Here is a 13320-nt window from a genome sequence, read left to right on the forward strand (position 1 = left end):
TCTTTATACCGGCATTGATGTTTTATAAGCCTTGATCTTTCGCCATCTTGATTGCGATTTGAGGCGCATTCCAAAGTGATGGCAGCAAGATTAAGGACACCGGTACCGCTGTGATAACTATGAATGATTGCAGCGCTGAAATACCGCCGGAACCTAGGGAAATCAGAATCAATGCTGTTACCCCCATCATCACACCCCAGAAAGTACGAATAATTGCGTTAGGCTCTGTCTCACCGCTGACTACCACACTGATGGTGTAAGTCATTGAGTCACCTGTCGTTACGATGAAGATCGTCGTCAAGATCAAGAACAGAATAGAGATAAGCATTGGCATTGGTAGTTGCTGAGTTACTGCCAGTAGCGCGCCAGGTAAATTAAAGCCTTCGAACGCTTTACTTACGCTGCCTGGGTCTGCAATTTCAAACGCAAGGCCAGAACCGCCAACAATGGTGAACCAGAAACATGTTACGAACGGTGCAATAAGACTGATGGTTGATACCAATTGGCGAATACTACGACCGCGTGAAATACGTGCGATGAAGATTGCCATCATTGGGCCGTAACCTAAGAACCAACCCCAGAAGAATACTGTCCACCAGCTCAACCAACCTTCGTCACCACGGTATGTTGCCATTGGGATGAAGTTGTCTATCATGCTGCCTAAACCTTGGATGTAGCCATTGAAAATGAAGTTTGTTGGGCCGAAGATCAGAATGTAGACCATCAATGACATTGCTAAAATTACGTTGTAACGGCTTAGCATTTGCATTCCGCGGTTAAGACCACTTAATGCCGACAATGTGTATAGAACGATAGCGAACAGGATGATGATAAGCTGCGTCGTGAAGCCATCAGGAATATCAAACAGTGCGTTCAGTGCGTAGCTCACTTGCAAGCCTAAGAAGCCGATAGGACCAATGGTGCCCGCCGCTACTGCGACAATACAACATGCATCAATCAATGCGCCGGTGTGACCTTTCAATGCTCGCTCGCCTAAAACTGGGTAAAGCAAAATACGAGGTTTAAGCGGTAAGCCTTTGTCGTAGTGAAGGTGCATCACCACAATAGACGTTAAGCTACCGACAATGGCCCATGCTAGAAAACCCCAGTGCATGAAGGATTGCGATAAAGCATTCACCGCGCCTTGCTGTGCATTTTCTTGTGCGCCGTACAATGGTGGTGGGCTAACGTAGTGAGCGATAGGCTCTGCTGCTGCCCAAAATACACCGCCACCTGCCAGTAGCGTACAGAAGATGATCGCCATCCAACGGAAGCCGTCCATTTCAGGTTTAGCGATGCCGCCTAGGATAACCTTGCCTGTTCGCCCTGCCGCCAGGCCAAGACCAATAAGAAAAGTCAGAAGAAGAAGCATTTGCCAGTAAGGACCGAATACTTTTACAGACCATGCAAAGCCCGTATTTACTAGGCTTGATAACAGCTCGCCATCAAATAGAGCAAGTGCCACGAACAGAGCGATAAAACCGCCGCTGTACCAAAGTGCTGGGTTGGATAGGCCTAATTTGTCTGACGTAGACTCAGACTCGTTTGTGTTGCTTTTTGCATTAATTGTTGTGTGTGCTTGACCCGCATTTAAGCTTGAAGATTTCACGCTATTGGTTAAATCAGACATACTCTGACTCCAGAGGTTTCTTTGCAGCTGTCATTTGAATGATGACTACAAGGGTGTATTTAACACCTGCCCTATTGTTTTTTGTGTTGGGCAGGCTAATCCATGTTTGGGTTACCGCGTTGCGAAATAGACCGTTGTTCCTTTTGAATAGTGAAATTGGTTTAAGCAGCACTTGCTTATTGAACGTTTGTTAGAAGGCTGCTAATTCGATGATGGCTCGCGAGAAACCGTTAACCCTTGGTTTGAGGCTCTAGGCCATCTTTCAAGAAGTTAAACCAGTTTTCTCCCAAGACTTGCCCAGCTTCAGACTCGCTGAAACCATGACGCATCAATCCGTTATATATGTTTTCCATACCCGCACTACCACAGAACCAAGGCAACGCATCTGGCCAACCTGAGTTGTTCGCAGAGCCTTCGCCGTAGTCCATTGCTTTAGACCAACGACCATTTCTCATCCATTCAAGAACGGCTTGAGGTTGGTTTAAGCATAGGTCACTGCCAATACCGAGGTGCTCTACGCCGACCATGTCAGCCGTAGTCGCAACCATCTGGCAGAAATCTTCCAAGGTACATTGGCTGCCGTTTGGTAGGTGGAATGGGTACAAGCTGAATCCGATTAAGCCGCCGCGTGCGGTTAGAGCTTTAATTACATCGTTTGATTTATTTCGTAGTGCATCATGAGCAAACGTCGGGTTCGCATGGCTGATACAAATAGGACGAGAAGACAAGTCGATAGCTTCAAGTGTTGAGCGCTCTGCACTGTGAGACATATCTATGATCATGCCCACTCGGTTCATCTCTTCGATGGCTTGTTTACCAAAGCGAGTAATACCTGTGTCGTTCTTCTCGTAGCAACCCGTCGCCAATAAGCTCTGGTTGTTGTACGTCAGTTGCATGATCAAAAGACCTTGCTTACGCATCACTTCGATAAGACCGATCTCATCGTCGATTGGAGAACAGTTTTGAGCACCAAGGAAAATGCCGACTTTGCCAGTCGCTTTTGCAGTCTCGACATCAGCCATTGAGTGAATCGGCATGATAAGGTCTGCGTTCTGCTCGAATCTTAAATTCCATTCTGCAAAGCGAGATAAGGTTTCACGAGCCGTCTCGTGGTAAACCGCGGTAGCGTGAACTGCTGTAATGCCGCTCGCCTTTAGTGTTTGGAAATATTCTCTGTTCCAATTGCAGTATTGCAATCCATCTATAACAATCCGTTGCTGGTACATAACCACTCCTATTGAAAGCTCAGTGTTCTAGCTCGGTTTTGAAAACACGCTCAAATAACATGTTTTCAAAAATGGGTTAAATCACTTGTCTAAGTTCGTTTGCTGCTTTGGTTTGAATGTTGGCCTGACTCTGTGAATCAGGCCAATTCGATAGCTGGATAGCTAGGAAGTTAATTCAGCTATCCAATTCTTATTTAGAAAGTGGATTAGTAAGGACGTTGGTAAGCCGTCTTAACCACTGTGTAGAACTCTTTCGCGTATTGACCTTGCTCACGAGGACCGAAGCTAGACTCTTTACGACCACCAAACGGTACGTGGTAATCCGTGCCTGCTGTTGGTAGGTTGACCATCACACAACCGGTCTGCGCTTGTTGCTTGAACATTGCGCTAGTACGTAGGCTCTGAGTAATGATGCCGCCTGTTAGACCGAAGCGAGTGTCGTTGGTTGTCGCAATCGCTTCTTCTAGGTCAGCGACACGAATCACACTTGCCATTGGTGCGAACACTTCTTCTTGGTTCACTTCCCAATCGTTCTTAGTGTTCAAGAACAACGTTGGAGACATGTAGAAACCTTCGTGTTGCATGCTCAAGCGTTCGCCACCGAATGCCAGTTCACCGCCGCTTTGACGCGCTTTCTCAACCCAACCTAGGTTTGCTTCAAGCTGGTTTCCGTCCACAACTGGGCCCATGAAAACGCCTTCCTCTAATGCGTGACCCACTTTCAGCTCGCTCATACGTTTAATCAGTGCTTCAACGTACTGGTCGTGGATGCTATCCATAACAACAAGACGAGAAGACGCTGTACATTTTTGACCTGCACCAGAGAAAGAGCCGGCAATAGTTGCTTCAACTGCGGTTTGGATATCTGCATCATCAGCGATAACCAGCGCGTTCTTACTGCCCATTTCCAGTTGGCAACGAACGAAGTTTGGCGCTGTAGCCGCTGCCACTTTACGACCCGTGTCAACAGAACCGGTAAAGCTCACACCGTTCACTTCTTTAGAGTTGATCAGTGCATCACCTACCGTTGAACCGCTACCCAATACAAGGTTAAACGTACCTGCAGGGATACCTTGGCGATGGATGATCTCAGTAAGCGCAACCGCACTTGCTGGTGTTAGGTTTGCTGGTTTCCAGATAACACTGTTACCGAAAGCCAATGCTGGAGCAATTTTCCAAGCTGCTGTTGCTGTCGGGAAGTTCCAAGGAGAGATAATGCCGATAACGCCCACCGCTTCGCGAGTCACTTCTACAGAAACACCCGGGCGTACAGAATCTGCGTTGTCACCAATTTGGCGAAGCACTTCAGCCGCGAAGTATTGGAAAAACTGACCTGCACGGTAAATCTCACCGCGACCTTCAGCAAAAGGCTTACCTTCTTCACGAGAAAGTAACGTACCCAGTTCATCACAACGTGCAATCAGCTCATCACCAATTGCTTGAAGCACTGCTTGTTTACGCTCAATCGGAGTTTTTTCCCACTCTGGTTGAGCGTGCTTTGCCGCTGAAATCGCTTGTTGAACTTGTTCAGCACTTGCTTGTGCGAAGTTACCGATGTTTTCAGAAATATCTGATGGGTTAATGTTCGCTACGGTGCTTACACCCGCTTGCCATTCGCCGCCAATGTAAAGTGCGTTTTCTGCTTGAACATTCTGTAATTGAGTCATCATTCTGTCCTTGTAACGGTTAGGTTGCGGTTGAGTCTGGCAACCATCTGATTAATGAATAAAACGTTAATTTATATAAGTAACTACGTTTAAATCTTGTATCTAAAACTGAACCAAGTCGCTTGTATCAATAGACCGCTTTAATTCAAAACAGCTTTAATCCGCAAATTGCCTCAGTTCACAGTATCTTTATTCAGGTTGAGAGGCTGATGCGTAAACCACGAACTCAACCAACATTTCTTCTCTTGCTAACCCTGCAACGACGACCGCAGCACGGTTTGGATAAGGTGCATTGAAGTATTCTCCATATACGCTGTTTACCGTTTTTAGGTATTCACGGTCTGTCACGTAAATCAGAACCTGCAGCACAGAATCCATCGATTCGCCTGCACACTCCAACGTATGAACAAGGTTGTTAAAAGTCTGACGCGTTTGCGCTTCAATACCGCCTTCTACTACTGCGCCCGTTTCATCGATTGGAATCTGCGCAGTGTATAGAGTGCCGTTATTAACGATTGCCCACTCTAGTGGTGCTTTTGAAGCAAAAAGAGAGGTTTTTACTGGGTGTTTTTTAGTTTGTGCGTTCACGATTTTATCCAACTTTGTAACAACTATGTTTCAAGATGGTTAAATACTGCACCTTGACGCCTGATAAATCTAACGGTAAATTTTGTGCATTTGATAAATAAAATCTATCACCTTGCGAAAAGTAAGGTATAGCAAGGGCTAGAGAAGGATCGGAGTCATGAGTATTAAGCTACAACAGTTAAAACATTTCGTTTTGGTGGTCGAAGAAGGTGGATTTAGAGCGGCATCTCACCGTGCAAATCGATCGCAAGCGGCACTTTCGACTTCGATAAAAGAGTTGGAAAAAATACTCGGCCAACCTCTGTTTGAAACAGGCAACAAATCGACACTGACGCCTTTTGGAGAAATATGTTTGCCCAAGATCATTCAATTTCTGAACGTTTACAAAGCATTAGACAATGACTTACGCGCAGCGGCAGCAGGACAACAAGGAAGAGTTCGAATAGCGAGCGTGCCTTCGGTGGCCGCAAAACTCATCCCTAGTGTTTTAGGGGCATTTTGTGAGCAGTACCCGAATGTAGAAGTGAGTTTGATTGATGATAATGCGGCAGGGGTAGAAGCAAGATTACTCTCTGGCGAGGTGGATGTTGCCCTCGGTAATAGCTCCCATTTAGAAGAAGAGAGCATCGACTTCACGCCTTTGCTTTCTGATCCTATCGGTGTGGTGTGCCTCAAAGATAACCCTATCGCCTCTCAACAGGAAGGAATCGAATGGCAAACCTTGTTAAAGCAGCCCTTCATTCGTAACGGGACTTGCACCCTACTGGACCCAACACCTGCGCGCATGCTCAGCGAACAAGCCCTGTACTCTGTCGAGAACATTACCTCGCTTTTTTCGGTGTTAGAGCTCGGGATAGGCGTGACCACGCTACCTAAGCTGGCTTTCCCAACCAATGAAACCCGCTTGGTGTGGATTCCGCTAATTGACCCACCCTTGCAACGACAAATCGGCATTTTCAGACTGTCTGATCGTACGATCTCGCCACAAGCACAGGCTTTCCATGACTTATGTATTCAATACCTCAGTTATGAAGAGTCATAAGAGAGCCTAGATTAAGTAAATTAGGCAGCGCTCTGCTGCCATTTACTTCCTCAAAACTCGGTGTTTCTTCTCCGCACCATGCTTCTCGCACACCCAGTCCCCCATTTCACTCCTATATCATCAACATTTAGGCGCTGAATTTTCACTCTCGCGCACGCAAATAGTGACAAGCTGACGACAATATAAAAAATATTCGCTTATTGATAAGGAGCGACGTACGTTTAATTTACCAGAAAAACCAGATCTTCCATCATTGCCTCAAACAAGCTTAACCCCTACCAAAATCACACTTCACAACTCAGCTTGTAAATGAACCTAAGTGTTTGAATAGTCTTAATTGATAAGATCATAAGTTGAAAATTTAGCTCGCTACTCCCTTCTAAAAAGACCCTCTTTTTCACAAGGATAAAGCATCTTAAATATTCATGAATAAAGTGATAGAACTATTACTTTCATAAATGAAAAACATTCATTTCAAAAATGGAATTATTGATATCAATATTTGTCGTTTTGATCACATAATTTTAGGCGTAGTTTATATTTTGTCGAAACGAGAGCGAACTAGTTTATATCGTTCTATTTCGTCAGGAGATATAAGACCAGCAAGATTATCTCTTTGTTAACAAGCAAATTTTTATTAACAAGTAAATGCGAGTAGCAAGACATATTCAAACTGTGTTTTATATGAGCTTACACTGTTAAATATAAGGTTTTATTATGAGGCTTAATGGGATAAGTGGTGACATTCTTGTTGCTGCTAAAAGAGTTGTTCTCTGCCAAGTAGTATTAGCCGTCGGTGTAGTTTTATATGAAGTGTTTTTTGGTAATAAAGTAGATATGGAATCGTCGGCTTTGGGTATCGGAATTGCGATGCTACCTCCGCTGTTTGGTTTTATATATGCAAGCCTAAAGGTGCGCAAGAATCCTAATTATAGTTTACGTGACTTAATGCAAATGAGTCGTGTCGTGAAAATAACTTATACGTTCTTAATGTTTATCTTGGCGTTCCAGTTTTTCAAATTGGATAACCCAGTAATATTGTACGCATATATTCTCACTATGGTTGGGTACTTCTTAACACCATTTATTACTGCCTCTACAAGATCGGAGTACGTGTAGTATGGATCAAGTAACTACCGCTCACGAATACATAGAGCATCACTTAACCTTCTTAACTACAGGTGATGGTTTCTGGGCGTTCAACATCGACTCGATGTTGGTATCTTGGATTACGGGTTTACTGTTTATTGGAGCTTTTCGATACGTAGTGACTAAGGGCACCAGCGGTGTTCCAGGTCGATTTCAATGTTTTATCGAACTGATATTTGATTTTGTAAACAACCTAGTAAAAGAGATTTTTCAAGCGGAGGATAAATTAATAGGGCCACTGGCATTAACCACTTTTGTTTGGGTGTTGTTAATGAACGCGGTCGATTTATTACCAATAGATTTCATACCAGCATTAAGTCGTGCAATGGGTCTAGAACACTTTAGAGATCTACCAACGGCGGACGTAAATATTCCAATGTCGATGGCACTCGGTGTATTTATCTTACTGTTGACTTATACATTTAAAAATAAAGGATTGAAAGGCTTTATCAAAGAGCTTACTACGCAGCCATTTGATAACCCTCTTTTATACCCTGTTAACTTAGTTCTTGAATTAATAACATTAATTTCAAAACCTATATCACTAGGCTTACGATTATTTGGAAACATGTATGCAGGTGAGATGATATTTATTCTGATCGCATTAATGCCATGGTGGATGCAATGGGCACTGAGTGTTCCTTGGGCACTATTCCACATATTAATCGTATTCTTGCAAGCATTTATATTTATGGTACTGACCGTTGTTTATTTAGGTATGGCAACAGAAGAACACCACTAATTAATAACTAAAAAATTTAACTAAAAAATTATTTATCGGAGATACAAATGGATATCGTAAGCGCAGTTTTATATGTAGCAGGTGCATTACTGATCGGTTTAGGTGCAGCAGGTGCAGCATCTGGTATTGGTAACTTAGCAGGTAAATACCTTGAAGGTGTTGCGCGTCAACCAGACCTTACTCCAATGCTTCGTACTCAATTCTTCATCATGATGGGTCTTGTGGATGCAGTACCGATGATCGGTGTTGGTATCGGTCTATACATCATCTTCGCCGTGGCTTAATCAAACCGCTTTGAAAGATCGATTTATACATAATCAAGATTTAGTGAGGAAGGTATGAACTTAAATGCAAGCATGTTTGGACAAGCAATCTCATTCGTGATTTTTGTTTGGCTCTGCATGAAATATGTATGGCCCCCTCTCACCGCGATGTTAGACGAGCGCCAAAAAGAAATCGCTGATGGTTTACGCCACTCAGAGAACGCTGCGAAAGAGCTAGAACTAGCAAAATCAAATGGCGCGCAACTCATCGAAGATGCAAGAAAAGATGTGACTGAACTGGTTGAACAGGGCCGAAAACGCCGCAATGAAATCATCAGCTTAGCGCAACAAGAAGCCGAGCAAGAAAAGGCACGCATCTTAGAACAAGGTAGAGCTGAGCTAGAAGGCGAACGCCAAAAGATACGCCGTGAACTTCAGGCAGATATGGCAGACGCAGTAATTCAAAGTGCACAGAAACTGATTAGCAAAAACCTAGATTCCGCAACGAACCGAGCGCTAGTTGACCAAATGATTAGCGAACTCTAAGGAGAGGCAATATGTCAGATTACACCAATATTGCTCATCCCTACGCCAAAGCATCGTTTGAATTTGCTTTAGGTGAAAACCAGTTACAAGAGTGGCACTCAATGCTGTCCATTCTTGTGGCTGTCGCGGAAGAAGAAACGATCGCTAGTCAGATTTCTTCAGCAGAAGGTGCTTCTACACACCAAACAGAAGAGCTGGCAAACCTCATCATTCATATTTGCCAAGGACTCGTTGATGACCACGTCATTAATCTTATTCGAGTCTTGGCCGAGAACGGCCGCCTTTCTGTTGTAAGAGACCTGTTTGAATTGTACTGCGAGCTAAAGGACGAACATGAACGTGTAGTGCCTGTCACTGTCACCAGTTCAGAAATGCTGACACAAGATCAAGTTACGTCACTAACAGCTGCACTTGAGAAGAAATTAGAGCGTCAGGTTGAAATGAAGCAGGTTATTGATGACACGTTAGTGGGTGGAATGGTCATCAAAGCGGGTGAAACCGTTATCGATGGTTCTTTAAACACATCAATTGACCGATTGGCTCATCAACTTCACGCGAGATAGGTAACAATTATGCAATTAAATTCAAATGAAATCAGCGATCTAATCAAAGAACGCATCTCGAAATTTAATGTGAGCACCGAGGCTCGCAATGAAGGCACTATCGTATCGGTTCGTGATGGCATCATCACAATCAATGGCCTTGCTGATGTTATGCAAGGCGAGATGATTGAGCTACCAGGTGGCAAATACGCACTCGCACTTAACCTCGATACCCACTCAGTAGGTGCGGTGGTTATGGGCCCCTACACTGACCTCTCTGAAGGTATGAAAGTGAAAGGTACAGGTCGTATCTTAGAAGTACCTGTAGGTAACGGACTTCTTGGTCGTGTAGTCAACACATTAGGCGAGCCAATCGATGGCAAAGGCCCAGTAAGTTGTGACCGACTCGACCCTGTAGAAGTGATTGCACCCGGTGTAATCGAACGTAAGTCTGTTGATCAGCCAATTCAAACTGGCTATAAAGCGGTTGATACCATGGTGCCAATCGGTCGTGGTCAACGTGAACTTATCATCGGTGACCGTCAGACGGGTAAAACAGCGTTAGCTATCGATGCGATCATCAATCAGAAAGATTCTGGCATCAAATGTGTGTATGTGGCGATTGGCCAAAAAGCCTCCACTATCGCTAACGTGGTTCGTAAACTCGAAGACCACGATGCGCTAAAAAACACCATCGTAGTCGTGGCATCAGCATCAGAGTCTGCAGCACTTCAATACCTAGCCCCTTATGCCGGTTGCACTATGGGTGAGTACTTCCGTGACCGCGGTGAAGATGCATTGATCATCTATGATGACCTATCAAAACAAGCCGTTGCTTACCGTCAAATCTCGTTGCTATTGAAACGCCCACCGGGTCGTGAAGCCTTCCCTGGCGACGTATTCTACCTTCACTCACGCCTTCTAGAACGTGCAGCACGAGTGAATGCAGAGTATGTAGAGAAGTTCACTAACGGTGAAGTGAAAGGCCAAACAGGCTCATTAACGGCGCTTCCTATTATTGAAACTCAGGCGGGTGATGTATCAGCGTTTGTACCAACCAACGTAATCTCAATCACTGATGGTCAGGTTTTCCTTCAAACCCAACTGTTTAACTCAGGCTTACGTCCTGCAGTAGACCCAGGTATCTCGGTATCTCGTGTGGGTGGTGCGGCGCAATGCAAGATCATCAAGAAACTGTCTGGTGGTATCCGTACTTCATTAGCTCAATATCGCGAGCTGGCGGCCTTTGCTCAGTTCTCTTCTGACTTAGATGAGATGACGCGCAAACAGCTAGACCATGGTGAGCGTGTTACCGAATTAATGAAGCAAAAACAATACTCTCCAATGTCAGTCGCTGAGCAAGCAACGGTTATCTACGCAGCAGAGAAAGGCTACTTGGCCGGTGTTGAGCTAAACAACATTGCCCGTTTTGAAGAAGAGCTGATTGCTTATGCCAAAGGTCAGAACCCTGCGTTGTTCGAAAAAATCAACGCGACAGGCGATTACAATGACGAAATCGACGGTGCTCTTAAAGAGATCCTAGAAGGTTTTGTTGGGATGAAAGCTTGGTAAGTGCTCCGGTTTGTTAGCTGGAAATCAAAACAAATAGGAGCAGATTATGGCAAGTACTAAAGAAATTCGCACCAAGATAGCCAGTGTCAGTAACACTCAGAAAATCACTAGCGCAATGGAAATGGTTGCAGCAAGTAAGATGCGCAAGGTTCAAGACAACATGACGCTAACTCGGCCCTACGCCGAGAACATGCGAAAAGTTATCTCTCATGTTGCATCGGGTTCCCTGGAGTACCAGCACCCTTACCTGCAACAGCGTGAACCTAAGCGTGTCGCTTACATCATTATCTCGTCCGATCGCGGCTTGTGTGGTGGCTTGAACTCAAACTTGTTCAAGAAAGTGTTAGAAGAAATGGAGCAATGGCGCACCAAGGGAGTCGAGGTAGAAACAACCTTAGTGGGATCTAAGGCTATCTCGTTCTTCCAACGCGGCGGCAACGTTATTGCACAAACGTCAGGTCTTGGCGATACACCTAAGTTAGAAGACATCTTAGGTACGGTGAATGCCATGCTCGGGCATTACGACGAAGGTAAAATCGATAGCTTGTATCTCGTTTACAACCAGTTCGTCAACACCATGGTTCAAGCGCCAACGACCTTGCAGTTGCTCCCCCACCCTTCGGATTCTGAGGAAGGTGGTGAGCCTAAAAAAGCGCGTCGTTGGGACTACATCTATGAGCAAGCACCCAAAGACATACTCTCAGAACTGTTACATCGATACATCGAATCGCAAGTGTATCAAGGCATTGTTGAGAGCATTGCCTGTGAGCAAGCAGCCCGAATGGTCGCCATGAAAGCGGCAACCGATAATGCAGGCCAACTGATTGATGATTTGCAGTTGGTATATAACAAAGCGAGACAGGCTGCGATTACCCAAGAGCTGAGTGAAATAGTCTCAGGTGCCCAAGCTGTATAGGGGCAGAAAAAAGTGGGTCAGAACAGAATTTGAGGATTTAAGAATGAGTGTTGGAAAAATAGTTAAAGTAATCGGCGCTGTGGTTGACGTCGAATTCAGCGGCGGCAACAGCCCTCGCGTTTATGATGCATTGAAAGTCACCAGCGACGAAGCAAGCTCGCTAGTATTGGAAGTTCAGCAACAACTTGGCGGCAACATCGTTCGTTGTATTGCAATGGGTACGTCAGATGGCTTACGTCGTGGCCTAACGGTTGAAAACTCAGGCTCTCCAATCACGGTTCCTGTCGGCGAAGAAACGCTAGGCCGTATCATGAACGTGCTTGGTCAACCTATCGATGAGTGTGGTGAAATCGGTCAGAAAGAAAACTACGAGATTCACCGTGAAGCCCCTTCTTATGAAGAACAAGCAAACAGCACTGAGCTTCTAGAAACAGGCGTTAAGGTTATCGACCTTATCTGTCCATTCGCTAAGGGTGGTAAAATTGGTCTATTCGGTGGTGCTGGTGTAGGTAAAACCGTCAACATGATGGAGCTTATCAACAACATCGCCAAAGCCCACTCAGGTCTTTCTGTGTTTACCGGTGTAGGTGAGCGTACTCGTGAAGGTAACGACTTCTACTACGAGATGAAAGAAGCAGGTGTACTAGACAAAGTAGCCATGGTTTACGGTCAAATGAACGAGCCACCGGGAAACCGTCTACGTGTAGCACTTACAGGCCTAACTATGGCTGAGCGCTTCCGTGATGAAGGTCGTGACGTACTGTTGTTCATTGATAACATTTACCGTTACACGCTTGCGGGAACAGAAGTATCAGCTCTGCTAGGTCGTATGCCTTCAGCAGTAGGTTACCAACCAACACTGGCTGAAGAGATGGGCGTACTTCAAGAGCGTATCACGTCAACAAAACGAGGCTCTATCACCTCTATCCAAGCAGTATACGTACCTGCGGATGACTTGACTGACCCATCGCCAGCAACAACCTTTGCTCACTTAGATGCGACCGTTGTACTGTCTCGTAACATCGCGGCACTGGGTCTATACCCTGCGATTGACCCGTTAGATTCAACGTCACGTCAGTTAGATCCGCTGATCGTAGGCCAAGAGCACTACGACATTGCACAAAAAGTACAAACAACGCTGCAACGCTACAAAGAGCTAAAAGACATCATCGCGATTCTTGGTATGGATGAGCTGTCTACTGAAGACAAACAGACCGTATCTCGCGCTCGTAAGATTGAACGTTTCTTAACGCAGCCTTACCACGTAGCCGAAGTGTTTACCGGTCAGAAAGGTGTCTTTGTACCGCTAAGCGAAACACTAAGAGGCTTTAAAGGTCTATTGAGCGGTGAATATGACGATATCCCAGAGCAAGCGTTCTTGTACTGTGGCTCTATCGACGAAGTGCTTAACAAAGCAAAATCACTCTAAGAGGCAGG

Annotated in this window: 13 protein-coding genes; 9 read left to right on the top strand and 4 right to left on the bottom strand. The window is 45.1% G+C overall.

Features of this window, described 5'->3' with window-relative positions; translation table 11 throughout:
* Window positions 1–22: 22 nt before the first annotated feature.
* The 4 genes from AB6F11_RS08490 to AB6F11_RS08505 form a co-directional block, all read right to left on the bottom strand.
* Window positions 23–1630 (bottom strand): BCCT family transporter, encoded by a 1608-nt coding sequence (locus AB6F11_RS08490; RefSeq protein ID WP_102398505.1) that lies wholly within the window; start codon window positions 1628–1630, stop codon window positions 23–25.
* Window positions 1631–1860: 230 nt separating this feature from the next.
* Window positions 1861–2856, bottom strand: coding sequence for a membrane dipeptidase (locus AB6F11_RS08495; RefSeq protein ID WP_017060833.1), 996 nt, complete (start codon window positions 2854–2856; stop codon window positions 1861–1863).
* A gap of 206 nt (window positions 2857–3062) precedes the next feature.
* Window positions 3063–4523 (bottom strand): aldehyde dehydrogenase family protein, encoded by a 1461-nt coding sequence (locus AB6F11_RS08500; RefSeq protein ID WP_102398504.1) that lies wholly within the window; start codon window positions 4521–4523, stop codon window positions 3063–3065.
* A 189-nt stretch (window positions 4524–4712) separates the two neighbouring features.
* The gene (locus tag AB6F11_RS08505; protein ID WP_017060835.1) at window positions 4713–5111 is read right to left on the bottom strand and encodes a RidA family protein; all 399 of its coding nucleotides are present in this window, start codon (window positions 5109–5111) and stop codon (window positions 4713–4715) included.
* Window positions 5112–5268: 157 nt separating this feature from the next.
* Between AB6F11_RS08505 and AB6F11_RS08510 the strand changes: the two genes are divergently transcribed.
* The 9 genes from AB6F11_RS08510 to atpD all read left to right on the top strand — a co-directional run bounded on the left by AB6F11_RS08510 (window position 5269) and on the right by atpD (window position 13312).
* The gene (locus AB6F11_RS08510; protein ID WP_017071346.1) at window positions 5269–6153 is read left to right on the top strand and encodes a LysR family transcriptional regulator; all 885 of its coding nucleotides are present in this window, start codon (window positions 5269–5271) and stop codon (window positions 6151–6153) included.
* A gap of 717 nt (window positions 6154–6870) precedes the next feature.
* On the top strand, window positions 6871–7272 hold the full coding sequence (locus AB6F11_RS08515) for a hypothetical protein (protein ID WP_017060837.1): 402 nt from the start codon (window positions 6871–6873) through the stop codon (window positions 7270–7272).
* A gap of 1 nt (window position 7273) precedes the next feature.
* Window positions 7274–8044, top strand: a complete 771-nt coding sequence (atpB, locus tag AB6F11_RS08520) for a F0F1 ATP synthase subunit A (protein WP_017060838.1) — start codon at window positions 7274–7276, stop codon at window positions 8042–8044.
* A 47-nt stretch (window positions 8045–8091) separates the two neighbouring features.
* A complete protein-coding gene (gene atpE / locus AB6F11_RS08525) occupies window positions 8092–8328 on the top strand; it encodes a F0F1 ATP synthase subunit C (RefSeq protein WP_004730405.1) in 237 nt (78 codons plus the stop codon).
* Window positions 8329–8382: 54 nt separating this feature from the next.
* Window positions 8383–8853, top strand: coding sequence for a F0F1 ATP synthase subunit B (locus AB6F11_RS08530; RefSeq protein WP_017060839.1), 471 nt, complete (start codon window positions 8383–8385; stop codon window positions 8851–8853).
* A gap of 11 nt (window positions 8854–8864) precedes the next feature.
* Window positions 8865–9416, top strand: coding sequence for a F0F1 ATP synthase subunit delta (locus AB6F11_RS08535; protein WP_017060840.1), 552 nt, complete (start codon window positions 8865–8867; stop codon window positions 9414–9416).
* Window positions 9417–9425: 9 nt separating this feature from the next.
* Window positions 9426–10967 carry a F0F1 ATP synthase subunit alpha gene (gene atpA / locus AB6F11_RS08540; RefSeq protein WP_104216112.1) on the top strand — a complete coding sequence of 514 codons (1542 nt, stop codon included), beginning with the start codon at window positions 9426–9428 and terminating at the stop codon, window positions 10965–10967.
* 46 nt (window positions 10968–11013) lie between these two features.
* Window positions 11014–11883 (top strand): F0F1 ATP synthase subunit gamma, encoded by an 870-nt coding sequence (gene atpG, locus AB6F11_RS08545; RefSeq protein ID WP_017064727.1) that lies wholly within the window; start codon window positions 11014–11016, stop codon window positions 11881–11883.
* Window positions 11884–11926: 43 nt separating this feature from the next.
* Window positions 11927–13312: a F0F1 ATP synthase subunit beta gene (atpD, locus tag AB6F11_RS08550; protein WP_102398502.1), complete on the top strand. Its 1386-nt coding sequence runs from the start codon at window positions 11927–11929 to the stop codon at window positions 13310–13312.
* Window positions 13313–13320 lie beyond the last annotated feature (8 nt).

Source organism: Vibrio sp. 10N.247.311.14, from assembly GCF_041467715.1.
GTDB lineage: Bacteria > Pseudomonadota > Gammaproteobacteria > Enterobacterales > Vibrionaceae > Vibrio > Vibrio crassostreae_C.

What these genes read in the sequence shown, in the direction of transcription:
- AB6F11_RS08490 (WP_102398505.1), bottom strand. Translation starts at nt 1,630, where the DNA reads ATGTCTGATTTAACCAATAGCGTGAAATCTTCAAGCTTAAATGCGGGT.
- AB6F11_RS08495 (WP_017060833.1), bottom strand. Translation starts at nt 2,856, where the DNA reads ATGTACCAGCAACGGATTGTTATAGATGGATTGCAATACTGCAATTGG.
- AB6F11_RS08500 (WP_102398504.1), bottom strand. Translation starts at nt 4,523, where the DNA reads ATGACTCAATTACAGAATGTTCAAGCAGAAAACGCACTTTACATTGGC.
- AB6F11_RS08510 (WP_017071346.1), top strand. Translation starts at nt 5,269, where the DNA reads ATGAGTATTAAGCTACAACAGTTAAAACATTTCGTTTTGGTGGTCGAA.
- AB6F11_RS08515 (WP_017060837.1), top strand. Translation starts at nt 6,871, where the DNA reads ATGAGGCTTAATGGGATAAGTGGTGACATTCTTGTTGCTGCTAAAAGA.
- atpB (WP_017060838.1), top strand. Translation starts at nt 7,274, where the DNA reads ATGGATCAAGTAACTACCGCTCACGAATACATAGAGCATCACTTAACC.
- atpE (WP_004730405.1), top strand. Translation starts at nt 8,092, where the DNA reads ATGGATATCGTAAGCGCAGTTTTATATGTAGCAGGTGCATTACTGATC.
- AB6F11_RS08530 (WP_017060839.1), top strand. Translation starts at nt 8,383, where the DNA reads ATGAACTTAAATGCAAGCATGTTTGGACAAGCAATCTCATTCGTGATT.
- AB6F11_RS08535 (WP_017060840.1), top strand. Translation starts at nt 8,865, where the DNA reads ATGTCAGATTACACCAATATTGCTCATCCCTACGCCAAAGCATCGTTT.
- atpA (WP_104216112.1), top strand. Translation starts at nt 9,426, where the DNA reads ATGCAATTAAATTCAAATGAAATCAGCGATCTAATCAAAGAACGCATC.
- atpG (WP_017064727.1), top strand. Translation starts at nt 11,014, where the DNA reads ATGGCAAGTACTAAAGAAATTCGCACCAAGATAGCCAGTGTCAGTAAC.
- atpD (WP_102398502.1), top strand. Translation starts at nt 11,927, where the DNA reads ATGAGTGTTGGAAAAATAGTTAAAGTAATCGGCGCTGTGGTTGACGTC.